Genomic DNA, 20,388 nt, shown 5'->3' with positions numbered 1-20,388 from the left:
GGGACTGCTCACGGGGCGACCTCCAGGAAGACCTCTTCAAGGGAGCGGTGCAGCAGGCGAACGTCGGTGGGCATGATGCGGTAATCGCGCCACCAGCCGGCCAGGTCCGCCCAGGCGTCGGGGGTGGTCAGCCCCTCGACGCGGAACGTGCAGTCGGCCGGCGCGCTGGGACCCTCCGGCACCAGGTGGAGGCCGGACGGAAAGGCGGCCAGCGCGTCGGCGCCCAGTGGCTGGGGGACGGAGAAGTGCACCGGGGTCGGGCCCGTGCGGTCGGTGAGTTCGGCGACTGACCCGGACCGTTCGACGGCGCCCTCCCGCAGGAGCACCACGTGATCGGCCAGCCGCTCGGCGTCGTCGAGCAGATGGGTGGTCAGCACCACGGCGAGCCCGGCCTGCTTCAGCTCCAGGATGAGATCGAACACCAGTTGGCGGGAGACGGGGTCCAGGCCGGCGCTGGGCTCGTCCAGGAACACGACGCGCGGGCGGCCCGCGAGGGCGGCGGCCAGCGCCACCCGCTGTTTCTGGCCGCCGGACAGGCGGCGGATGTCCCGGTCGGAGAACTCGTCGATGCCCAGGCGCTCGGTGAGGGCGGTCATGTCGGCCGGCTCCCGGTACAGCGAGCAGATATGGCGCAGCAGCCGTGCCGGGGTGGCGGACGGGGGCAGCCCTCCGTCTTGGAGCATGACGCCGACCTGGCTGCGCAGGGCGGCCCCGGCGTGCCAGGGGTCCTCGCCGAGCAGGCGGACGGTGCCGGAGTCGGGACGGTCGAGCCCCTGCGCGATGGTCAGGGTGGTGGTCTTGCCGGCGCCGTTGGGGCCGAGCAGGGCGGTCACCTCTCCACTGCGGGCTCGGAAGTCCACGCCCTTGAGGATGTGGAGATCTCCCCGGCGGCTTCGGACGGTCTTCTGCAGTCCCTCAAGGGACACCAGGACTGAGGGTGAGGATGGCACCCATCCATGGTACCCGCGTGGGCCGGTAGTTCTACGACCCGTAGAACTACCGTGGCCAACACCACCCTCGGGCAAGGCACGCCTTACTTTCATGGTGGCGTTAATTAGGTAAACTAAGGGTTGTGTATTCCACCAGTCAGCTTGACGTACCCGCCGCGGGCCCGGTCGACGGACAGCGCGAGAGCACCCGGGACCGGGTGCTGCAGGTTGTCCTGACCCAGGGCCCGGTCAGTGCCGCCCGCGTGGGCGAGTTGCTGGGCTTGACCGCGGCCGCCGTGCGTCGTCATCTGGACGTGCTGTCCGAGGAGGGCGCCGTCGAGGTCAAGCTCGTCTCCGGCAATCGAGGCGCCGGCCGTCCGTCACGCCGGTATGTGGTCAGCCGCGTTGGACAGTCCCGACTCGGCAACGACTACCTCGAGGTCGCCGCGCAGGCCCTCCATCGATTGAACCAGGTCGGAGGGGCGGACGCCGTCCGCTCCGTGGCCCGGGATCGCTTCGCCGCCGTCGAGGACCGCTATCGGGAGGCCATCGGCACCGCGTCGAACCTCAAGGACCGGACCGCCGCCCTGGCCCGGGTGCTGGACGAGGAGGGCTTTGCCGCCAGCGTGCGCACCGTGGGCCTGGCCGCCAATGCCGGAGGCCGCACCACCTTGAAGGCGGCGCAGATCTGTCAGGGCCACTGCCCACTCCAGGACTTGGCAGCGGATTTCCCGCAGTTCTGCGAGGAGGAGACGGAGCTCTTCGCCCGCCTGCTCGGCGTAGACGTACGCCGGCTGTCCACCCTGCCCACCGGCGGCCACGTCTGCACCACCCACGTGCCGCTGGGCCGGGACGCGGACCAGACCGATCCGACGGAGCCGTGAGTCCCCCCTGAGCCGGCCCTGAAGCGGCAGCAGACGGACCCCAGCCCCGCCGGACCCCACAGATTCACCCCACGTGACATCAGACCCAACAGACCATCAGCTCGATCACCAGAGAGGCAGCGATGACCGATCAGATCATCAAGGAGAACGCCGATCCGGGCGTGATCTCCGAGGTACTGGAGAAGAACCCCGAACTCAATGCCATTGGCGCCTACCAGTTCGGCTGGTCGGACCAGAACGACGCGGGCGCCAATGCCCGCCGCGGCATCAACGAGGACGTCGTCCGGGATATCTCGGCGAAGAAGGACGAGCCCGAATGGATGCTCAACCTGCGCCTGAAGGGCCTTAAGTACTTCGACCGCAAGCCCATGCCGACCTGGGGCGCCGACCTCTCCGGCATCGACTTCGACAACATCAAGTACTTCGTCCGCTCCACGGAAGGCCAGGCGAAGTCCTGGGAGGACCTGCCGGAGGACATCCGCAACACCTACGAGCGCCTCGGCATCCCCGAGGCCGAGCGTGAGCGCCTGGTCTCCGGTGTGGCCGCCCAGTACGAGTCCGAGGTCGTCTACCACCAGATCCGCGAGGACCTGGAGGAGCAGGGCGTCATCTTCCTGGACACGGACACGGGCCTGAAGGAGTACCCGGAGATCTTCAAGGAGTACTTCGGCTCCATCATCCCGGTGGGGGACAATAAGTTCGCCGCGCTGAACACCGCAGCCTGGTCCGGCGGCTCCTTCGTCTACGTCCCCAAGGGCGTCCACGTGGAGATCCCACTGCAGGCCTACTTCCGCATCAACACCGAAAACATGGGCCAGTTCGAGCGGACCCTGATCATCGCGGACGAGGACTCCTATGTCCACTACATCGAGGGCTGCACCGCGCCGATCTACAACTCGGACTCCCTGCACTCGGCCGTCGTCGAGATCGTGGTGAAGAAGAACGCCCGCGTTCGCTACACCACCATCCAGAACTGGTCCACCAACGTGTACAACCTGGTCACCAAGCGCGCGGTGGCCGAAGAGGGCGCCACGATGGAGTGGATCGACGGCAACATCGGTTCGAAGGTCACCCAGAAGTACCCGGCCGTGTACCTCACCGGTGAGCACGCCAAGGGCGAGACCTTGTCCATCGCCTTCGCCGGCGCGGATCAGCACCAGGACACCGGGTCCAAGATGGTGCACCTGGCTCCGAACACGTCCAGCTCGATCGTCTCCAAGTCCGTGGCCCGCTCCGGCGGCCGCGCCGCCTACCGCGGACTCGTCCAGGTCATGGAGGGTGCCAAGAACGCGGCGAACTCCGTGGTCTGTGACGCGCTGCTGGTGGACACGATCTCCCGCTCGGACACCTACCCGTACATCGACATCCGCGAGGATGACGCCACCCTCGGCCACGAGGCCACGGTCTCGCGCGTCTCCGAGGAGCAGCTCTTCTACCTGATGAGCCGCGGCATGTCCGAGACCGAGGCCATGGCGATGATCGTGCGCGGGTTCATCGAGCCCATCGCGCGTGAGCTGCCCATGGAGTACGCCCTGGAACTGAACAAGCTGATCGAATTGCAGATGGAAGGATCGGTAGGCTGAGCGTGTCACAGACCGTCAACACCACTGACAACGCCTCCCCGGAGGAAATCGACGCCGATGGCGCCGGTGTGCCCGTCATCCCCGGCATGGGGGAGGAGGGCGAGAAGCTCTCCGCCACCGTGGCCGCGGAGTCCGACGCCGGCCACGCCACGCACAGCGTGCCGTCTGGTTCTCAGAAGCGCCCGGTCAAGCCCGGGTCCTCCCGTGCGGACCGCCTCTCCAGCTTCGAGCTGGCGGACTTCCCGGCCCTCACGGGCCGCGAGGAGGATTGGCGCTTCACGCCCCTGAACCGCCTGGCCGGCCTGCACCTGCCCGACGGCGACGACGCCCGTCTGACCGGTGCGGCGCCCGCCGTCTCGGTCACCGAGCTGGACGGCGTCACGGTGGAGACCGTCGGCCGGGACGATGCCCGGCTGGGCTCCGTCCTCACGCCGGACGACCGTGTCTCGGCTGCGGCCTGGGCCTCTTTCGAGCAGGCCACCGTCGTGACCATCGGCGCCGATGTCGAGGCCACCGCCCCGGTGCGGATCGACATCACCGGGACCGGCACGGTCCCAGCCGCCCAGCACCTGCTGGTGGTCGCCGCGCCCAACTCGCGCGCCGACGTCGTGCTCCAGCACCGCGGCTCGGCCGTGGTCGCGCAGAACATCGAGTTCGACGTGCAGGAAGGGGCCGGCCTGAACATCACCTCCCTGCAGTCCTGGGACGACGGTACGGTGCACGTCTCCGCCCAGCAGGCCAGGATCGGCAAGGACGCCTCGTTCAAGCACGTGGCCGTGTCCTACGGCGGTTCCCTGGTCCGCCTGACCCCGACCTCGCGGTTGGCCGGTCAGGGCGGCGAGACCGAGATGTTCGGCCTCTACTTCGCGGACGCCGGCCAGCACCTGGAGCAGCGCCTGTTCGTGGACCACGCCGTGGCGAACTGCACGTCCAACGTCCTGTACAAGGGCGCCCTGCAGGGCCAGGACGCGCACACCGTCTGGGTGGGCGATGTCCTGATCCGCAAGGAGGCTGAGGGCACCGACAGCTACGAGAAGAACCAGAACCTGGTCCTCTCGGAGGGCACCCGCGTGGACTCGGTCCCGAACCTGGAGATCGAAACGGGCCTGATCGACGGCGCCGGTCACGCTTCCTCCACGGCCCAGTTCGACGACGAGCAGCTGTTCTACCTGATGGCGCGGGGCATCGAGGAGAAGGATGCCCGCGAGCTCATCGTCCGCGGCTTCCTCTACGAGATCATCCAGAAGATCGGAATCGCCGACGTCGAGGAGACCCTCATCGCCCAGATGGAGTCCGAGCTGCAGGTGGCCAGCCTCTGATGGCGGTCGGTCAGCGCGTGTGCGCCGTCGCGGAGATCGGCGCGGAGGAGGCCAAGCGGTTCACGGTGGACGGCATCGACGTCGCCGTGGTCCGGGCCTCCGACGGCTCACTCCACGCGATCAATGACATCTGCTCGCACGAGGAGGTCTCCCTCTCGGACGGATTCGTCGAGGGGTGCGCCTTGGAGTGCATCGGCCACGGCTCCGCCTTCGACCTGGTCACCGGCGCGCCGAACGTGCTGCCCGCGACCGCGCCGGTCGCCGTCTACGCGCTGGCCGTGGAGGACGACTCCGTGTGGGTCGACACCGCCACCGTGCTGAACAGCGCCTCACTGAACTCGTAACCAGTCACACCAGAACTTCCCGCCCCACCGGCGGAACCCGCAAGGAGAACACGAATGTCTACCCTGGAAATCAAGGACCTGCACGTCTCCATCGAGACCGAGAACGGTCCCAAGGAGATCCTCAAGGGCGTCAGCCTGACCATCAACACCGGTGAGACCCACGCCATCATGGGCCCCAACGGCTCGGGCAAGTCCACCCTCGCCTCGACCATCGCCGGCCACCCCCGGTATGAGGTCACCTCCGGCAGCATCACCCTGGACGGCGAGAACGTCCTTGAGATGTCCGTGGACGAGCGGGCCCGCGCCGGCCTGTTTCTGGCCATGCAGTACCCGGTCGAGATCCCGGGTGTCACCATGACCAACTTCCTGCGCACCGCCAAGACCGCCATCGACGGCGAGGCGCCGTCCCTGCGTCACTGGACCAAGGACGTCAAGGCCGCCATGGAAAGCCTGAAGATCGACCCGTCCTTCGCGGCCCGCAACGTCAACGAGGGCTTCTCCGGCGGCGAGAAGAAGCGCGTGGAGATCCTCCAGCTTGAACTGTTCAAGCCCAAGTTCGCCGTGTTGGACGAGACCGACTCCGGCCTCGACGTCGACGCCCTGCGCGTGGTCTCCGAGGGCGTCAACCGCGCCCAGGACACCGGAGCCATGGGCACCCTGCTGATCACCCACTACACCCGGATCCTGCAGTACATCAAGCCGCAGTTCGTCCACGTCTTCGTGGACGGCAAGGTCGCCGAGTCCGGCGGCGCGGAACTGGCCGACCGTCTCGAGGCCGAGGGCTACGAGCGCTTCGAGACCGCTGCAACCGGAGCCTGAGGAGCACCCATGACCACTGAAGCACCCCAGACCGAACTGGATGACATCAGGGAGGCCCTGCACGAGGTCATGGACCCCGAGCTGGGCGTGAACATCGTGGACCTCGGCCTGCTGTACGGCATGCACTACGCCGAGGACGGCGCCCTGATCCTGGACATGACCCTGACCACCGCGGCATGCCCCTTGACGGACATGATCGAGGAGCAGATCAGCAACGAGATCGGCACCATGGTGGACGAGTGGCGCCTGAACTGGGTCTGGATGCCGCCGTGGGGCCCGGAGAAGATCACGGACGACGGCCGTGAGCAGATGCGGGCCCTGGGCTTCAACATCTGATCCGACGTCTGAGCCGATGCATCGGAGAATCCCGGTCATCCTGAACTTTCCCGAGAATTATGACCGGGAAACGTCAGGATGGCTGGGATTCTCTTGTCTCGCCGCGGTCCCCGGGCAGCCCGCGAGCAGCCAGGGCCTCACCCGTGGCACGGGCGTGCCCCACGGTCGCCACCAGCACCGGTCCCATGAGCCGGACCGGTCCACGCCGCAGCCCGCGCGAGGCCAGAGCCTCGGCGTTGCGACGGACCGCGCCGCCCACCCAGGGGATGGACCGGATCATCACGTTGACCGCCAGGGCCGCTGCCTCGGGGTGGACGCCGACCGGGCGCAGGACGCCGAAGAACCGCTCCAGCCCGTCCAGCAGTTCCGTGCCCGGGGTGGTGATCACCAGCAACCGTGCCGCGGCCAGGGCACCGAACACCGCGGTGACCACCACGAGCGCCGGACCGAGCGCCTCCAGGGGCGGGACCGACGTCGGGCCCCAGATCGCGGAGACGAAGCGGGCGATCCCGGCGAACAGCAGCAGGGGCCAGCCGCGGCGCCACGGCGTGAGGAACTCACGGGGGAGCGAGGCCGTCAGGTAGAGGACGAGGACCAGCGCCACGGTGATGCCGACCACCAGCGGCTGGCGCCAGAAGACGAGGACGGCCGAGAGGGCCAGCAGCACCGCGTACTTGGCCCACAGTGGGCAGCGGTGCACCGCGGTGGACCCGGGCCGGTAGTCCAGCAGGTTCACAGTCGACCCGTCTCCGTGTCGCGTCCACTCTCCGTATCCCGGCCGCCCCTGCGGCCTCGGCGGGCCAGGACGTCCGTGCGGTACCACTGAACGGCGTCCGGGCCGGTGGCGTCGTGGACGATGTGCCCGTCGGCAATGACAAGGCACCGGTTCGCCTGGGCGGCGAAGTCGAGGTCATGGGTGGTGTACACGACCTGCTCACACCGGCCGGTCCCCGGCAGTGAGAGCAAGAGGTCCTGGACCTCAAGGGTCCAGTCCAGGTCCAGCAGCGTGGTGGGCTCATCAGCGACGAGCAGCACGGGGTCCGTGGCCAGCACGGAGGCCAGGGCCAGGCGTTGGCGCTGCCCTCCGGAGAGGTCGTAGATGCTGCGGTGTCCCAGGCCGTCGAGGCCGTGGTCCCGCAACAGCCGCTCGGAGGCCGCCCGTCGTTCCGGGCGGCGGCGGTGCGTGCGCCGCAGCGAGAGCTCGATGTCCTCGCCGGCGGTGGGCATCACCAGCTGGACGAGGGGATCGGTGAAGACGAACCCCGTCTGCGCGCGGAGTGCCGCGGTGTCCCCGGCCGCGTCCAGACCATGCACGCGCACGCTGCCCGCAGCGGGCAGGACCAGGCCGTTGAGCAGGCGGATCAGGGTCGACTTGCCCGAGCCGTTCGCCCCGATCACCGCGACCGTGGGTTCAGAGGCCACCAGGTCCACCGGGCCCAGGACGCGGACGGTGCCGGCCTCCGAACCGGCCGACTGACCGGGTCCCGGCGCGGCCCCGGGGACGTCCACCACGGCGGCGCGCAGCTCCAGGCCCGAGGCTGTTGCCCCGCTGCGCGCGCTGGCGGGTCGGCCATGGATGGGGCTGTCGCGGTGCGGTGTGATGGTGGACTCCACGCCGCTCAGAACCGCCGGAGGGCCAAGGCCGGGAAGGCCCGGATCACCGTGGCGGCCACGGCGGTGGCGAGCAGGTTCTTGATGACGTCACCGGGCCAGAACACCATGTCCGCTGCCAGGGCGGTCGGCAGGTCCAGGTCGAGGGCGAGCATCATCCCGCCGATGCCCAGGGGGTGGATGAACACGAAGGATCCCACCATGGCCGAGAGCCAGACGAGGGCCCACCAGCCGAAGCCGATCCGTCCGGCGGCTGCATCAGCGCCTCGCGCGGCACGGTGGGCGGCGGCGGCCTGACCCCGTTTCAGGACGAGGGTCGAGAGGGCACCGGTCAGGGCGGCCGCGAAGGGGAACGCCAGCAGGTAGCCGCCGGAGGGGCCGGCGAGCACACCGAAGCCGGCGTTGAAGCCGGAGAGCACCGGCAGGCCCACCAGACCCACCACCACGTACAAGGCCACGGAGAGGAAGCCGAGCCGCGCACCCAGGATGAGCCCGGTCAGCATGACGGCGAAGGTCTGCAGCGTGATCGGCACGCCGAATCCGCCCACGGGAATCGGGGGCAGCATGGCGCAGACGGCGATCAGAGCGGCGAAGACGCCGGCGAGGGCCACCTGGGCGGGAACCGCCAGCGGCTTGCGGCCGGCAACGGGAATGGTCTGGCTCACGGTGGACTCCTCAGAAGCGGCGGGACGGCAGTGGGAAGGCTGTGCGGACAGGGGCACGGACTGGCGGGCATCCCGGTTTGGACGGCGACGGTAGACTTGGCGGGTTCCGCCAGCCCTGCCGGACAGTCTATTCACCTCAAGGAGTCCCTCCCGTGCTTGCCGTCACAGACCTCGAACTTCGCGTGGGGGCCCGGCTGCTCATGGACGGGGTCACCTTCAAGGTGGACAAGGGGGACAAGGTCGGCCTGGTCGGGCGCAACGGCGCTGGCAAGACCACCCTGACGAAGGTCCTGGCCGGCGGCGGCCTGCCCTCCGGCGGGGATGTGACCCGCCGCGGCACGGTCGGCTACCTGCCCCAGGACCCCAAGGTCGACGATATGGACCAGACGGCGCGAGACCGCATCCTCTCGGCACGGTCACTGGACCAGATCATCCGCCGCATGCGCCAGGCGGAGGACGACATGGCGAATGCGGATGATGCGATCCGCGAGAAGGCCATGAACCGCTACGGCCGGCTGGAGGCGGAATTCACGACGTCGGGCGGGTACGCCGCGGAGTCGGAGGCCGCCACGATCTGTGCGAACCTCGGCCTGCCGGACCGGATCCTCGACCAGCCCCTGCACACCCTGTCCGGTGGTCAGCGGCGTCGCGTGGAGCTGGCGCGGATCCTGTTCTCGGATGCGGACATCCTGCTGCTGGATGAGCCCACCAACCACCTCGACCACGACTCGATCGTGTGGCTGCGGGACTTCCTCAAGGCGTACCCGGGCGGATTCATCGTGATCAGCCACGACGTGGACCTCATGGAGATGACCGTCAACAAGGTGCTGTACCTGGATGCGAACCGCCAGGTGATCGACACGTACAACATGGGCTGGAAGAACTACTTGCTGCAGCGCGAGCAGGACCAGGCCCGGCGCAAGCGCGAGTACTCCAACGCGGAGAAGAAGGCCACGCACCTGATGGAGCAGGCCAACAAGATGCGCGCCAAGGCGACCAAGGCGGTGGCCGCCCAGAGCATGATCAAGCGGGCCGAGCGCATGATGAAGGGCCTGGAGGGGGAGCGGGCAGCCGACAAGGTGGCCGCGATCCGTTTCCCGGAGCCGGCCAAGTGCGGCAAGACGCCGCTCATGGCTCAGGACCTGTCCAAGTCCTATGGCTCCCTGGAGATCTTCTCCGGGGTGGACCTGGCGATCGACCGGGGCTCCCGCGTGGTCATCCTCGGCTTCAACGGCGCCGGCAAGACCACCCTGCTGCGGATGCTCGCCGGGGTGGACCAGCCGGACACCGGCGAGGTCATCGCCGGGCATGGGCTCAAGCTCGGCTACTACGCCCAGGAGCACGAGACGCTGGACACCAGCCGGTCCGTGCTGGAGAACATGAGGACCGCCGCGCCGGACCTGGCGGACACCGAGGTGCGCAACGTCCTCGGCTCGTTCCTGTTCCAGGGCGACGATGTGGCCAAGCCGGCCGGCGTGCTCTCCGGCGGTGAGAAGACCCGGTTGGCCCTGGCCACCCTCGTGGCCTCCAGCGCCAACGTCCTGCTGCTGGACGAGCCGACCAACAACCTGGACCCGGCCTCACGCCAGGAGATCCTCAACGCCCTGCGCACCTACGAGGGTGCCGTGGTGCTGGTGACGCACGATGAGGGTGCTGTGGAGGCCCTTGACCCGGAGCGCGTGGTGCTCCTGCCGGACGGCGTGGAGGACCACTGGAACAGCACCTACCAGGACCTCATCACCCTGGCCTGAGCGCACGGGTGCCGGTAGGCCCCTCGGGTGGGGCCTACCGGCGGGCCTCCGCCTCATCCAGCAGGGCGTCCTCGGCCTCCTCATCGGTGGGCCGACCGTTGCGGCGCCGGACCGGCTTGCGCTTCGGGGCCCGGTAGGCGGACAGGTAGCCCTGTTCCTCGGTCAACCCGAGTTCCCGGTCATCGCGGTCGTTCAGGGCACGCTGCCGGCCCATGTAGCCCCACACGATGAAGCTCATCAGGCCGAAGAGGAACCACTGGAGCGAGTAGGACAGGTGCGGCCCCTCATCCAGGGTGGGCGGCACCAGGGTCTGGGGGCGGCTCGCCGGAGCGGGGTCCTCCTCGACCATCTCGCCATAGGCGGTGTCCGCGATCGGGTAGCCGACGGCCTCCTCCAGGGCGACCAGGTCGATCGAGGCCAGCTGACCCTCCGGGGCGTCCCGCTCGAGGGTGGGCTCGCCGGGCTTGGTGCGGACCACCACGGTGGCCTCGCCCTCGGGGGGAGCGGGGACGACGTCGGGCCAGCCGGCGGTGTTGCCGATGGGCAGCCAACCGCGGTTGACCGCGACGATGTCCCCGGTGTCCGCCTGGAACGGGACGATGACCTCGTACCCGGGCTTGCCGGCCTTCGGCCGGTTGCGGACGATCTGGGTGTCCTCAACCAGGTACTCGCCGGTCATCTCCACCGGGGTCCATTCGCGGGGGGCCTCGAACGCCGAGAAGAGGTCCTCGTTGCCGGCCAGCGGGACGGGGGCGTCGTCGTAGTTCTCCAGGACCTTGTTGATCTCGGTGACGGCCTCCATGCGGCGGTCCATCTGCCACTGGCCGAGCAGGGCGCAGGCTACGGAGAAGATGGCGCAGAACGCCAGCCCGCCGAGCCACTGGGGGGAGAGCAGGAAGCGGAAGTCGAGCCGGGCACGCTTCTGTCCCGGACGGCCGGGATCGGACTGGCGGTGGCTCTCGGAAGACTCGTATCGTCCGGCATTCCGGACACGCTGATCTGCGCCGGCGCTGGTGACGCGGTCGTTGCTCGTCTGGGTCATGAATCCTTCTCGCGGGTATCAGTACCGGTCGGTGCCAGGGGCAGGACGTCCTTCAGCAGTCCGCGGGACTGCAGGTAGTCGGCCAGCCAGTCCCGATGGTCCTCGCAGGCCAGCCAGGTCTTGCGCCGTTCGGGGGTGTGGATCCGGGGATTGTTCCATTCCAGACGCCAGGCCGCCGGGTGCCCGCAGCCCTTGCGGGAGCAGACGTGCCGGTCCGCCGCAGTGGCGCTGCGCGCACCGCTTCCCGACGACGGCCGGCCGCCGGGTGCGGGCGCCGGAGGCACTGGAGGATTGGTGCCGTCCAGGGCACCGAGGAGGTCATCGTGGCTCATGCGGCCCTGTCGTCGTGATCATGGTTCGTCTCATGCGGGTGGTCTCCCGGTCTCGGACCGCCGTCCACCGTCTCACCCAGCAGGGTCTCGGGTCCGGAGGTCAGCTCGAGCCGGGTGCCGAGTTGCGGGGTACCCGCAGGGGCCGGAGGAACCGCGTCCAGCACCTGACCGTTGGACACGGCCCCGTTGTTGGCCAGCATCACAGCGATGTAGGGCAACACGATGGCCGCGATGAAGAGCACGATCTGTACCCAGCCGGTGGTGAAGAAGGCCCCGACGAAACAGGCCGTCCGGATGCCCATCTGCCACGCATAGCGGACGAAGCGGGCGTCCCGGTCCACGTGTCCGGCCTCCGGGGCGCTCGTGATCCGCTGGACGTCGTCGTCACGGCCCTGGTGTCCGGCCTGCGGGCCGGTGTGGACGTGACGGGTGGACATGAGGCACTCCTGCAAGGCTGTGTGCTGGTACGGCGACCGTCCAGCACGGTTTCGGTTCCGTCCATTGTCCCACTTCTCGCCCTAGAGTGGAGGACCGGAGAAGTGATCTGACATACCGCAGGGATCGCACCACAGACCAGTCCCAGGAGGACCCCGATGGCCGAGGCCAGCACCGTTTCCACCCGCACGCCTGATTCCCCGGATTCCCCAGCTGCCGGCCGCAGCGTGCTCGTCACTGGCGGCAACCGGGGCATCGGTCTCGCGATCGCCCAGGCATTCCGGGCCAACGGGGACAAGGTCGCCGTCACCTCCCGCTCCGGCGAGGCCCCGGACGGCCTGTTCGCCGTACAGGCCGATGTCACGGATGCCGAGTCCGTGGACCGGGCCTTCACCGAGGTCGAGGAGGCGCACGGCCCCGTCGAGGTCCTGGTCGCCAATGCCGGGATCACCCAGGACCAGCTGCTGTTGCGCATGAGCGAGGAGGACTTCTCCGCCGTCATCGACACCAACCTCACCGGCTCCTTCCGCGTCCTCAAGCGGGCGTCGAAGGGCATGATCCGGAAGAAGAAGGGCCGCGTGGTGCTGATCTCCTCGGTGGTCGGCCTCATGGGGTCCCCGGGCCAGATCAATTACGCCTCGTCCAAGGCCGGGCTGGTCGGCATGGCCCGCTCCCTGACGCGCGAACTCGGCTCCCGCAACATCACGGCCAACGTGGTGGCCCCCGGCTACATCGACACCGAGATGACCCAGTCCCTGGCGGAGGACCTGCAGAAGCAGTACCGGTCCCAGATCCCCGCCGGCCGCTTCGCCGAGCCCGCCGAGGTGGCCAACGTGGTGCGCTGGCTCGCCTCGGACGAGGCCTCGTACATCTCGGGGGCCGTCATCCCCGTGGACGGCGGACTCGGGATGGGACACTGATTCCCATGACTTCTGAGACTTCTGACAACGCAGCGCAGGCAGCGGGCCCCGATTCCACCCCCTCCACCGCCCAGGACCTGGCCGGCAAGGGCGCCATCGTCACCGGCTCCAGCCGCGGTGTGGGCGCGGACACCGCGCAGCTGCTCGCCGCCCGGGGGGCCGGCGTCGTCGTCAACTACCGCCAGAAGGCGCCCCGCGCCAACAAGGTGGTGGGCGCCATCGAGGCGGCAGGCGGCCGTGCCGTGGCCGTGGGCGCGGACATCACCACCGCCGAGGGCCGCAAGGCCATGGTGGACGCCGCTGTCGCGGCCTTCGGGTCCCTGGACATCCTGGTGCTGAACGCCTCCGGAGGCATGGAGACCTCGATGGGCGAGGACTACGCCACCGTGCTGAACCGCGATTCCCAGTTGGCCATGCTCGAGGCCGCCCTTGAGGTCATGCCGGCCGGCGGTCAGGTGGTCTTCGTCACGAGCCACCAGGCACACTTCATCGACTCGGTCCCCACCATGGACGCCTACGTCCCGGTCGCCCGGTCCAAGCGCGCCGGCGAGATCGCCCTGCGCGAGCGGATTCCGGCGCTGCAGGATCGGGGGATCGGCTTTGTGGTGGTGTCCGGGGACATGATCGAGGGGACCATCACGGCCACCATGCTCAACCGTGCCGAGCCCGGTGCCCTCGAGGCCCGCCGCGAGGCCGCCGGCAAGCTCTACTCGGTGGCCGAGTTCGCAGCGGAGATCGCCGCTGTGGTGGGTTCTGACCGCCGGGATCTGCCGGTCGGCCACACCGAGTACGTCGGTGGGGCCCAGGATTTCCTCGACGTGGCCGGAGACCCCGACCACCGCTAGACAACTAAAGGGCTTTCAGTCGACTTCGCGTGGGTGGCATGGCAGAACACCCACGCGAAGTCGCCTGAAATTGCGTGGTGCGGCCGGCTACAGGCCGGCCAGCACGCGCAGGACGTCCAGCGAGGGCAGGTCCAGCTCGACGTGCGCGTGGGCGCGAAGTGCCGGCTTGGCACAGAAGGCCACGGCCAGTCCCGCGGCCTGGAGCATGTCGATGTCGTTCGCGCCGTCCCCGGCGGCGATAACGCCGTCGGCGTGGACCCCGGCCGCCGCGGACCAGGCACGGAGCATCTCAGCCTTCACGGCCCGGTCCACCACGGTGCCCAGGACCCGGCCGGTCAGCCGTCCGTCCACGATCTCCAGGTCGTTCGCCCGGTACTGGTCCAGGCCGAAATCGGCCGCGAGGGGCGCGAGGACCTGGGTGAAGCCACCGGACACGGCACACACCTGCCACCCGGCCGCCCGGAAGGCACCGATGACCTCTCGCGCGCCGGGCTGGGGCTCGACAGCGGCCACCACCTGGTCGATGACGGTCGCGTCCAGTCCCGCCAGGGCCTTGACCCGGTGATGCAGCGATTGCGCGAAGTCCAGTTCACCGCGCATCGCGGCCTCGGTCACGGCGGCCACCTCGGCCTCGCGGCCCGCGTGGGCGGCCAATAGTTCGATGACCTCCTGGCGGATCAGGGTCGAGTCCACATCCATGACCAGCATCTTGGGCTGGGCCGCCAGGGCGACGGCCGGAACCACGGCGACGGCGTGCCCCTCCGGGAGCAGACCATGGTCGGGGCGGCCCGCCGCGTCACCGGCCGGCACGTGCCACCGCCAGCCGTGGAAGCCGACGCCGGCCACCGGCTCTGCATGGGCCGGCACCACCGGCGGGGTCGAGGTCGGTTCGGCATCGGTTCCGTCAACGCCCGGGGCATAGACCAGGACCAGGTCCGTCCCGAGGGAGGAGTCGATGATGTCCGGACCGGTGGACGGGGAAACAATGGGCGGCATGCCGTGGCCTTTCGTGCTTCAGGGGGTGTTTCTAGCCTAGTGTTTGAAACATGACCAGCCCCTCTTCCCAGCCCCTGCGCGCCGCCACGGACCACGAACTGTTCACCCCGTCGGGTGAATCGGTCGTGGAGATGGCCGGGGTCGGTGTCCGGAGGGGCACCAAGGACCTGCTGTCCGAGGTCAGCTGGCAGGTCCGGGAGGGTGAGCGCTGGATCATCATGGGACCCAACGGGGCCGGCAAGTCGACGCTGCTGCAGGTCGCCTCCACCCGTATGCACCCGACCACCGGCATGGTGGGCATCCTCGACGAGGTGCTCGGCGCCGTCGACGTGTTCGAGCTGCGCCCGCGCATCGGGCTGTCCTCCGCGGCGCTGGCCCAGCAGCTCCCGGACGGGGAGACCGTGCTGAACGCCGTGCTGACCGCGTCCTGGGGTGTCATGGGCCGCTGGAACGAGGCCTATGACACCGTGGATGAGGAGCGAGCCCGCCGCCTGATCTGGCAGTGGGGCCTGAGCGGTTACGAGGGCCGCCGGTTCGGCACCCTGTCCGAGGGCGAACGCAAGCGTGTCCTCGTGGCCCGGTCGCTGATGACCGACCCGGAGTTGCTGCTCCTGGACGAGCCGGCCGCCGGTCTCGACCTGGCCGGACGTGAGACGCTCGTCCGGGCGCTGACCCGACTGGCTTCCGATCCCGCCGCTCCCGCCCTCGTGCTGGTGACCCACCACGTGGAAGAGGTCCCGCCCGGATTCACCCATGCGCTGCTCATGCGCCACGGACGCGTGGTGGCCGCCGGACCTCTGGAGCAGACGCTGACCGAGGACCATCTCTCCACCGCTTTCGGCCTGCCGCTCAAGGTCACGCGGATCGACGGCCGCTACACGGCCGTCGCTCGCTGACCGGCCCCGGGGGAGTACCGCGTGGACGTTCTGGGCCTCGACGTCATGGGTCTGGACCTGTGGCAGGTCGTCGTCATCCTGCTGGCCGGCTTCTGGGCCGGCACCATCAACACCGTGGTGGGTTCCGGCACCCTGGTGACCTTCCCCGTGCTGGTGGCGATGGGATTTCCGCCCGTCACCGCACAGATGTCCAATGCCATGGGCCTCGTGGCCGCCGGCGTGTCCGGGGTCTTCGGCTTCCGCCGTGAACTGGCGGCCTCCAAGGCCGTGCTGCCGGCCTTGACGATCGCCTCCCTCGCGGGTGGCCTCGTGGGAGCGTTCCTCCTGATGGTCCTGCCGGAGGAGGTCTTCGGGATCGCCGCCCCGATCCTCATCGCCGTGGCCATCTGCTTCGTGGTCTTCCAGCCCGCGCTGTCCCGGTGGGTCCGCCGGCGGAAGGCCGGCGAGGACCAGGTCGAGGAACCGGAGACCCCCACGGGTCCGGTGTCTCCCGTGCTCTGGGCGCTCATCTTCGCCGCGGGCATCTACGGCGGGTACTTTGTGGCCGCCCAGGGTGTCCTGTTGCTGGGCATCATGGGGGTGTTCCTGTCCGGGGCCCTGGTCTACGCGAACGCCATCAAGACCTGGCTGTCCCTGGCGGTGAACCTCATCGCCGCCGTGTCCTACCTGATCTTCGCCTTCGACCGCATCGATTGGCGGGCCGTGCTGCTGATCGCGGTGTCCTCCATGATCGGTGCCTCCCTCGGGGCCAAGATCGGCCGCCGCATCAAGCCGTTCTGGCTCCGCGTGGTCATCGTCGTCGTGGGCGTGGCGGGCCTCGTGAACCTGGCATGGCCCCTGTTGACCGGTGGGTGAGCCCCACGGGTCCCTCAATGCGATCGGGGCCACCGGCGCCATCGAGGTGACCGACCCCACGGATCCGCGGGTGGAGGTCTTCAGTAACCTCACCGACGCGGCTCTGCGCCGGCGCACCGATGCCGCCTACGGCATGTACCTGGCCGAATCCTCACTGGTGGTCCGCCGGGCCCTGGACGCAGGCCACCGGCCACGCTCCTTCTTCCTGGCGCACCGGTATGTCGACTCGATGGCCGATGTCTTCGCCGCCCATCCGGACGTCCCGGTCTACACCGGCACGGACGCCCTGCTCGCCTCGATCACCGGCTTCCACCTGCACCGGGGCGCCCTGGCCGCCATGGAACGGCCCGTGCCGCACACGGTCGACGAGGTGCTGACCAGGGCCCGCCGTATCGCCGTGCTGGAGAACATCGCCGACCACACCAACGTGGGGGCCATCTTCCGGTCTGCGGCAGCCATCGGCATCGACGCCGTGCTGGTGTCCCCCCTCTGCGCGGACCCGTTCTACCGCCGCTCCATCCGTGTCTCGATGGGCGCCGTGTTCCAGGTGCCGTGGACGCGCATCGAACCCTGGCCACCTGGTATCGAGGTGTTGAAGGACGCCGGCTTCACGGTGGCGGGGATGACCCTGGGGCACGGTGCCATCACGCTAGACGACCTGGTCGCCGAGGATCACGAGAGACTCGCCCTGGTCTTCGGCTATGAGGGTGCTGGGCTGACAGCCGAGGCGGAGCGGCGGCTCGACAGGAGAGTCACCATTCCGATGAGGAACGAGGTCGACTCGCTCAACGTCGCCGCCTCCTCGGCCATCGCCTTCTACGCGACACGGTAGTGGCTCATGGTGAGGCGGCAGCCGTCTCCCGGGTCGGTTTCGCTGCAGGGTGTCGGATGACTCCCGGAGGGCCCATGCGTTATAGTGGGTGGCTGGCCGTACTGCGGTCAACCACGACACGTTCCTCATCAGCCGCTGGCAAAATCCAGTGGCGCCACCGAAGGATTCCCCATGAAGACTGACATCCATCCCGATTACCAGCTGGTGATCTTCAACGATCTGGCCTCCGGCGAGAAGGTCCTGACCCGCACCACCACCACGTCCCAGAAGACGATGGAGTGGGAAGACGGCAACACCTACCCGGTCATCGACGTGGAAATCTCCGCGGCCTCGCACCCCTTCTACACCGGCAAGCAGCGGATCATGGATACCGCCGGCCGCGTGGAGCGATTCAACGCCCGCTTCAAGGGCTTCGGCGGCAAGAAGTAGGGCCTACCGCCTACTGGATGCCCCAGCACACCGGGGCCGATCCAGGACCTCCCCTCGGGGACGAGTCCGGATCGGCCCCGGTTTCGTGTTTAAGGAGCGGGATCCGACCGGTGCACCTCGAGGAAAGCGCCTCTACACGTCCAGCACGGGAAAGTAGCCGGTGCCCTGCGCGTGGTCCTCGTCGGCGTCCCGAGACCGCCCCTGACCGTCGCCGTGGGCACTCTGGCGGATCGACACCACGCACCCCATGACGGCCAGGAACACCATGATGATCCCCAGGGGATTGGACAATGCCGCAGCGGCACCCTCCGCTCCCGGTCCCGCCCAGGCCCCCAGGACGGACGACGCCCCCTCACCGGTGTCCGGCAGGGTGAAACCGAGTGCGATCCCGCACCCCCAGGACATCAGCAGGATGGTGCAGGCCCGGACGGAAGGGTAGCGCGCCTGGCGCCGCGCCGGCACGGCGAGGGCGACGACGGAGAGGACCAGCAGCACCGGGGCCAGGGTGGCCGCGTAGACGGGCGTCAGGTCCCCGGTGCTGTTCGTGAGCACGCGCCCACCGGCCAGCCAGACCGGAACCACCACGGCGAGGACCCAGCCGAGGCGGGCCGTAAATCGGCGGAATCCCTGACCTCGCTCCGGAGGGTGCGTGCCAGGGGAAGGGGAGGTGGAGACGAGCGGGGAGGTCATGCCCCGATCCTAGCCAGCGGACCATACTCCCGAGGTGCCTCGGCGGTGCGAGCCGATCAGATGCGTGTCCACGATGCCGACGGCCTCCATCAGGGCGAACACGGTGGTGGGGCCCACGAAGGAGAACCCCTGGGAGCGCAGCGCCTGGGCGGCTGCGACCGACTCGGGGGACCGGCTGGGAATCTCGTCCAGGGTCCGGGGCTGTGGCGTCACCTCCGGCTGGAAGGACCAGATGAACTCCGCCAGCCCTCCCTGGTCCCGCAGTGCGATCGTGGCCCGGGCGTTGCCGATCGTGGCCAGGATCTTGGCCCGGTTGCGGACAATGCCCGCATCGCCGAGCAGCCGTTCCACGTCACGGTCATCGAAGGCGGCCACCGCATCCGGGTCGAAGTCCGCGAAGGCCGCCCGGAAGGCCGGTCTCTTGCGCAGGATGATGGCCCAGGACAGACCGGACTGGAAGGCCTCCAGGCTCAGGCGTTCGAACAGGCCCCGTTCGTCCCGGACCGGCAGGCCCCATTCCCCGTCGTAGTACTCACGCAGCATCAGGTCCTTGGAAGCCCACACGGGCCGGGCCAAGCCGTCCTCGCCGACCACCAGACCGGCATCAGAAGCCTCACGAATATCAGTCGTGGCGCCCGTCGTCATCGCTGCCTTGTCACTCATGCCGCGGCGTTCTCCTTCTCAAGCTCCAACAACAGGGTCTTGGCCTCGAGGCCCCCGAGGTAGCCGCCGAGGCTGCCATCCGAGCGCAGCACCCGGTGGCAGGGGACCACCACGGGCAGCGGATTGGTGGCACAGGCGGAACCCACCGCACGGACCGCCTTGGGGTTCTCGAGCCGTTCGGCGAGTTCCCGATATGTGGCAGTCTGCCCGTAGCCAATCCCGGGCAGTTCCCGTTGGACGGCTAGCCGGAACCCCGAGGACAGGATGAAGTCCACGGGGACCTCGAAACGGCTGCGGCGTCCGCTGAAGTACTCCTCGAGCTCGCGGGCCACCGCGTCCAGCTTCCAGGGGGCGTGCAGCAACCGGGGGCTGATCCTCTCGGACAGCCCGGCGAGCACCTGGGAGAATCCCTCGCTGTCGAAGGCCACGCGGACCAGGCCGTGGGGGCCGGCCACGAGCAGGAGCCGTCCCACGGGACTGTCCACGATCCGGTAGGCCAGGTCGAGCAGGTCCGCCTCCTCGGCGCGTTGGGCAAGCCGGTCCCGCAGGGCCGTCAGATCCGCCTCGGCCACCGAGAAACGCCCCTGCAGTACGGTCCCTGCCAGCGGATCCGGCCGCTCGGGAGGGCGCGCAGCAGTCGCGGGTGGTGTGGTCATGGGCTTCGTCATCGTTGTGGTCCTCTGGCTCCTGTCGTCAGTGACGATGCGGTGTGAACCGGTGTCCTCTCGTCCTCCTCGAGAATCCGCCGCAGCGCCCGGACGCCATCCGAGGAGGCGCGCCGGACGGCTTCCGCGCTGCCGCCGATCAACGCGGCCGTCTCGGCATGGGGAAGCCCGCCGAGGTAGTGGTAGGCCACGGCCAGACGTTGCCGCTCAGGGAGAGACGCCACCACGGACCAGAGCCCGTCCGTCCCGGTGCCCGTCAATCCGTCCGCCGCCGGGTGTTCGGGAAGGATCTCCATCGGCACCGCACCGCGGCCCCGGGCACGGAGGACGTCGATCGCCTTGCGGCCGGCCACGCGCACGAGCCACGCCTCCAGGTTCGTCCCCGGCGCCAGCTCCGGCCACTGCCGCAGTGCTGCCAGGAAGGTCTCCTGCCACGCGTCGTCGGCATCCGGGCCGGGTCCCAGCACGGCTCGGCACACCCGCAACACGGTGGCCCCGTGCCGCTGGACGGCCTGTTCGAACGGTTCTGTCATCGTCATCACACAGT

25 protein-coding genes are annotated in these 20,388 nt (G+C 69.1%); 13 read left to right on the top strand and 12 right to left on the bottom strand.

The annotated features are described in order from the left end of the window. Nucleotides 1-8: 8 nt before the first annotated feature. Entirely contained in the window at nucleotides 9-950 is a 942-nt protein-coding gene (locus tag AB0333_RS04225) for an ABC transporter ATP-binding protein (protein ID WP_366217471.1), read from the bottom strand. A 122-nt stretch (nucleotides 951-1,072) separates the two neighbouring features. On the opposite strand from AB0333_RS04225, the gene AB0333_RS04220 reads away from it, so the two are divergent. The 6 genes from AB0333_RS04220 (at nucleotide 1,073) to AB0333_RS04195 (ending at nucleotide 6,214) form a co-directional block, all read left to right on the top strand. Continuing rightward, complete coding sequence (locus AB0333_RS04220) at nucleotides 1,073-1,813, top strand: ArsR family transcriptional regulator (RefSeq protein ID WP_366217470.1); 741 nt, start codon at nucleotides 1,073-1,075, stop codon at nucleotides 1,811-1,813. 122 nt (nucleotides 1,814-1,935) lie between these two features. Next, entirely contained in the window at nucleotides 1,936-3,396 is a 1,461-nt protein-coding gene (sufB, locus tag AB0333_RS04215) for a Fe-S cluster assembly protein SufB (protein WP_366217469.1), read from the top strand. Nucleotides 3,397-3,482: 86 nt separating this feature from the next. Next, nucleotides 3,483-4,715, top strand: a complete 1,233-nt coding sequence (gene sufD / locus AB0333_RS04210) for a Fe-S cluster assembly protein SufD (RefSeq protein ID WP_366217576.1) — start codon at nucleotides 3,483-3,485, stop codon at nucleotides 4,713-4,715. Further along, entirely contained in the window at nucleotides 4,715-5,059 is a 345-nt protein-coding gene (locus AB0333_RS04205) for a non-heme iron oxygenase ferredoxin subunit (protein WP_366217468.1), read from the top strand. Before sufD ends, AB0333_RS04205 begins: the two co-directional genes overlap by 1 nt. Before the next feature lie 54 nt (nucleotides 5,060-5,113). Then, on the top strand, nucleotides 5,114-5,878 hold the full coding sequence (gene sufC / locus AB0333_RS04200) for a Fe-S cluster assembly ATPase SufC (protein WP_366217467.1): 765 nt from the start codon (nucleotides 5,114-5,116) through the stop codon (nucleotides 5,876-5,878). Between the two features lie 9 nt (nucleotides 5,879-5,887). Continuing rightward, nucleotides 5,888-6,214, top strand: a complete 327-nt coding sequence (locus AB0333_RS04195) for a metal-sulfur cluster assembly factor (RefSeq protein WP_313815356.1) — start codon at nucleotides 5,888-5,890, stop codon at nucleotides 6,212-6,214. A gap of 73 nt (nucleotides 6,215-6,287) precedes the next feature. On the opposite strand, the gene AB0333_RS04190 is transcribed toward AB0333_RS04195, so the two are convergent. The 3 genes from AB0333_RS04190 to AB0333_RS04180 are packed head-to-tail and all read right to left on the bottom strand — an operon-like array spanning nucleotide 6,288 to nucleotide 8,490. Beyond that, nucleotides 6,288-6,950, bottom strand: a complete 663-nt coding sequence (locus AB0333_RS04190; protein ID WP_366217466.1) for an energy-coupling factor transporter transmembrane protein EcfT — start codon at nucleotides 6,948-6,950, stop codon at nucleotides 6,288-6,290. Further along, nucleotides 6,947-7,828, bottom strand: a complete 882-nt coding sequence (locus tag AB0333_RS04185; protein WP_366217465.1) for an ABC transporter ATP-binding protein — start codon at nucleotides 7,826-7,828, stop codon at nucleotides 6,947-6,949. Before AB0333_RS04185 ends, AB0333_RS04190 begins: the two co-directional genes overlap by 4 nt. Before the next feature lie 5 nt (nucleotides 7,829-7,833). Next, the gene (locus AB0333_RS04180) at nucleotides 7,834-8,490 is read right to left on the bottom strand and encodes a biotin transporter BioY (protein ID WP_366217464.1); all 657 of its coding nucleotides are present in this window, start codon (nucleotides 8,488-8,490) and stop codon (nucleotides 7,834-7,836) included. A 152-nt stretch (nucleotides 8,491-8,642) separates the two neighbouring features. Between AB0333_RS04180 and AB0333_RS04175 the strand changes: the two genes are divergently transcribed. Beyond that, the gene (locus AB0333_RS04175) at nucleotides 8,643-10,241 is read left to right on the top strand and encodes an ABC-F family ATP-binding cassette domain-containing protein (protein ID WP_366217463.1); all 1,599 of its coding nucleotides are present in this window, start codon (nucleotides 8,643-8,645) and stop codon (nucleotides 10,239-10,241) included. Between the two features lie 34 nt (nucleotides 10,242-10,275). On the opposite strand, the gene AB0333_RS04170 is transcribed toward AB0333_RS04175, so the two are convergent. The 3 genes from AB0333_RS04170 to AB0333_RS04160 are packed head-to-tail and all read right to left on the bottom strand — an operon-like array spanning nucleotide 10,276 to nucleotide 12,052. Further along, nucleotides 10,276-11,283 carry an SURF1 family protein gene (locus AB0333_RS04170; RefSeq protein ID WP_366217462.1) on the bottom strand — a complete coding sequence of 336 codons (1,008 nt, stop codon included), beginning with the start codon at nucleotides 11,281-11,283 and terminating at the stop codon, nucleotides 10,276-10,278. Further along, a complete protein-coding gene (locus AB0333_RS04165) occupies nucleotides 11,280-11,615 on the bottom strand; it encodes a hypothetical protein (protein WP_366217461.1) in 336 nt (111 codons plus the stop codon). The genes AB0333_RS04170 and AB0333_RS04165 overlap by 4 nt, the downstream gene beginning before the upstream one ends. After that, nucleotides 11,612-12,052, bottom strand: coding sequence for a DUF3099 domain-containing protein (locus AB0333_RS04160; RefSeq protein ID WP_366217460.1), 441 nt, complete (start codon nucleotides 12,050-12,052; stop codon nucleotides 11,612-11,614). The genes AB0333_RS04165 and AB0333_RS04160 overlap by 4 nt, the downstream gene beginning before the upstream one ends. A gap of 156 nt (nucleotides 12,053-12,208) precedes the next feature. Between AB0333_RS04160 and fabG the strand changes: the two genes are divergently transcribed. Together fabG and AB0333_RS04150 are read left to right on the top strand one after the other, a co-directional pair. Continuing rightward, on the top strand, nucleotides 12,209-12,970 hold the full coding sequence (gene fabG, locus AB0333_RS04155; protein WP_366217459.1) for a 3-oxoacyl-[acyl-carrier-protein] reductase: 762 nt from the start codon (nucleotides 12,209-12,211) through the stop codon (nucleotides 12,968-12,970). A 5-nt stretch (nucleotides 12,971-12,975) separates the two neighbouring features. Further along, nucleotides 12,976-13,815 (top strand): SDR family oxidoreductase, encoded by an 840-nt coding sequence (locus AB0333_RS04150; RefSeq protein ID WP_366217458.1) that lies wholly within the window; start codon nucleotides 12,976-12,978, stop codon nucleotides 13,813-13,815. Between the two features lie 87 nt (nucleotides 13,816-13,902). Here AB0333_RS04150 and serB read toward each other — a convergent pair whose 3' ends face one another. Further along, nucleotides 13,903-14,811: a phosphoserine phosphatase SerB gene (gene serB / locus AB0333_RS04145; RefSeq protein ID WP_366217457.1), complete on the bottom strand. Its 909-nt coding sequence runs from the start codon at nucleotides 14,809-14,811 to the stop codon at nucleotides 13,903-13,905. A gap of 131 nt (nucleotides 14,812-14,942) precedes the next feature. On the opposite strand from serB, the gene AB0333_RS04140 reads away from it, so the two are divergent. The 4 genes from AB0333_RS04140 (at nucleotide 14,943) to AB0333_RS04125 (ending at nucleotide 17,823) form a co-directional block, all read left to right on the top strand. Next, entirely contained in the window at nucleotides 14,943-15,707 is a 765-nt protein-coding gene (locus tag AB0333_RS04140; protein WP_366217575.1) for an ABC transporter ATP-binding protein, read from the top strand. A gap of 45 nt (nucleotides 15,708-15,752) precedes the next feature. Beyond that, nucleotides 15,753-16,562 (top strand): sulfite exporter TauE/SafE family protein, encoded by an 810-nt coding sequence (locus AB0333_RS04135; RefSeq protein ID WP_366217574.1) that lies wholly within the window; start codon nucleotides 15,753-15,755, stop codon nucleotides 16,560-16,562. 40 nt (nucleotides 16,563-16,602) lie between these two features. Then, complete coding sequence (locus AB0333_RS04130; RefSeq protein ID WP_366217573.1) at nucleotides 16,603-17,394, top strand: RNA methyltransferase; 792 nt, start codon at nucleotides 16,603-16,605, stop codon at nucleotides 17,392-17,394. Between the two features lie 171 nt (nucleotides 17,395-17,565). Further along, nucleotides 17,566-17,823 (top strand): type B 50S ribosomal protein L31, encoded by a 258-nt coding sequence (locus AB0333_RS04125; protein ID WP_115931261.1) that lies wholly within the window; start codon nucleotides 17,566-17,568, stop codon nucleotides 17,821-17,823. A 132-nt stretch (nucleotides 17,824-17,955) separates the two neighbouring features. Here AB0333_RS04125 and AB0333_RS04120 read toward each other — a convergent pair whose 3' ends face one another. The 4 genes from AB0333_RS04120 to AB0333_RS04105 are packed head-to-tail and all read right to left on the bottom strand — an operon-like array spanning nucleotide 17,956 to nucleotide 20,374. Further along, nucleotides 17,956-18,513 (bottom strand): hypothetical protein, encoded by a 558-nt coding sequence (locus tag AB0333_RS04120; RefSeq protein WP_366217456.1) that lies wholly within the window; start codon nucleotides 18,511-18,513, stop codon nucleotides 17,956-17,958. Nucleotides 18,514-18,522: 9 nt separating this feature from the next. Continuing rightward, nucleotides 18,523-19,158 carry a DNA-3-methyladenine glycosylase I gene (locus AB0333_RS04115; RefSeq protein ID WP_366217572.1) on the bottom strand — a complete coding sequence of 212 codons (636 nt, stop codon included), beginning with the start codon at nucleotides 19,156-19,158 and terminating at the stop codon, nucleotides 18,523-18,525. Between the two features lie 14 nt (nucleotides 19,159-19,172). After that, entirely contained in the window at nucleotides 19,173-19,832 is a 660-nt protein-coding gene (locus AB0333_RS04110; protein WP_366217455.1) for a methylated-DNA--[protein]-cysteine S-methyltransferase, read from the bottom strand. Between the two features lie 8 nt (nucleotides 19,833-19,840). Next, on the bottom strand, nucleotides 19,841-20,374 hold the full coding sequence (locus tag AB0333_RS04105; RefSeq protein ID WP_366217571.1) for an RNA polymerase sigma factor: 534 nt from the start codon (nucleotides 20,372-20,374) through the stop codon (nucleotides 19,841-19,843). Nucleotides 20,375-20,388 lie beyond the last annotated feature (14 nt).

It is taken from the genome of Citricoccus sp. NPDC079358 (assembly GCF_040702545.1).
Taxonomy (GTDB): Bacteria; Actinomycetota; Actinomycetes; order Actinomycetales; family Micrococcaceae; genus Citricoccus.
The sequence above is the reverse complement of the archived record's forward strand: the minus strand, read 5'-3'. Positions and strand labels throughout refer to the sequence as shown.

What these genes read in the sequence shown, in the direction of transcription:
- sufB (WP_366217469.1), top strand. Translation starts at nt 1,936, where the DNA reads ATGACCGATCAGATCATCAAGGAGAACGCCGATCCGGGCGTGATCTCC.
- sufD (WP_366217576.1), top strand. Translation starts at nt 3,483, where the DNA reads ATGGGGGAGGAGGGCGAGAAGCTCTCCGCCACCGTGGCCGCGGAGTCC.
- AB0333_RS04205 (WP_366217468.1), top strand. Translation starts at nt 4,715, where the DNA reads ATGGCGGTCGGTCAGCGCGTGTGCGCCGTCGCGGAGATCGGCGCGGAG.
- sufC (WP_366217467.1), top strand. Translation starts at nt 5,114, where the DNA reads ATGTCTACCCTGGAAATCAAGGACCTGCACGTCTCCATCGAGACCGAG.
- AB0333_RS04195 (WP_313815356.1), top strand. Translation starts at nt 5,888, where the DNA reads ATGACCACTGAAGCACCCCAGACCGAACTGGATGACATCAGGGAGGCC.
- AB0333_RS04170 (WP_366217462.1), bottom strand. Translation starts at nt 11,283, where the DNA reads ATGACCCAGACGAGCAACGACCGCGTCACCAGCGCCGGCGCAGATCAG.
- AB0333_RS04165 (WP_366217461.1), bottom strand. Translation starts at nt 11,615, where the DNA reads ATGAGCCACGATGACCTCCTCGGTGCCCTGGACGGCACCAATCCTCCA.
- AB0333_RS04160 (WP_366217460.1), bottom strand. Translation starts at nt 12,052, where the DNA reads ATGTCCACCCGTCACGTCCACACCGGCCCGCAGGCCGGACACCAGGGC.
- fabG (WP_366217459.1), top strand. Translation starts at nt 12,209, where the DNA reads ATGGCCGAGGCCAGCACCGTTTCCACCCGCACGCCTGATTCCCCGGAT.
- AB0333_RS04150 (WP_366217458.1), top strand. Translation starts at nt 12,976, where the DNA reads ATGACTTCTGAGACTTCTGACAACGCAGCGCAGGCAGCGGGCCCCGAT.
- serB (WP_366217457.1), bottom strand. Translation starts at nt 14,811, where the DNA reads ATGCCGCCCATTGTTTCCCCGTCCACCGGTCCGGACATCATCGACTCC.
- AB0333_RS04140 (WP_366217575.1), top strand. Translation starts at nt 14,943, where the DNA reads ATGGCCGGGGTCGGTGTCCGGAGGGGCACCAAGGACCTGCTGTCCGAG.
- AB0333_RS04135 (WP_366217574.1), top strand. Translation starts at nt 15,753, where the DNA reads ATGGGTCTGGACCTGTGGCAGGTCGTCGTCATCCTGCTGGCCGGCTTC.
- AB0333_RS04125 (WP_115931261.1), top strand. Translation starts at nt 17,566, where the DNA reads ATGAAGACTGACATCCATCCCGATTACCAGCTGGTGATCTTCAACGAT.
- AB0333_RS04120 (WP_366217456.1), bottom strand. Translation starts at nt 18,513, where the DNA reads ATGACCTCCCCGCTCGTCTCCACCTCCCCTTCCCCTGGCACGCACCCT.
- AB0333_RS04115 (WP_366217572.1), bottom strand. Translation starts at nt 19,158, where the DNA reads ATGACGACGGGCGCCACGACTGATATTCGTGAGGCTTCTGATGCCGGT.
- AB0333_RS04110 (WP_366217455.1), bottom strand. Translation starts at nt 19,832, where the DNA reads ATGACCACACCACCCGCGACTGCTGCGCGCCCTCCCGAGCGGCCGGAT.
- AB0333_RS04105 (WP_366217571.1), bottom strand. Translation starts at nt 20,374, where the DNA reads ATGACAGAACCGTTCGAACAGGCCGTCCAGCGGCACGGGGCCACCGTG.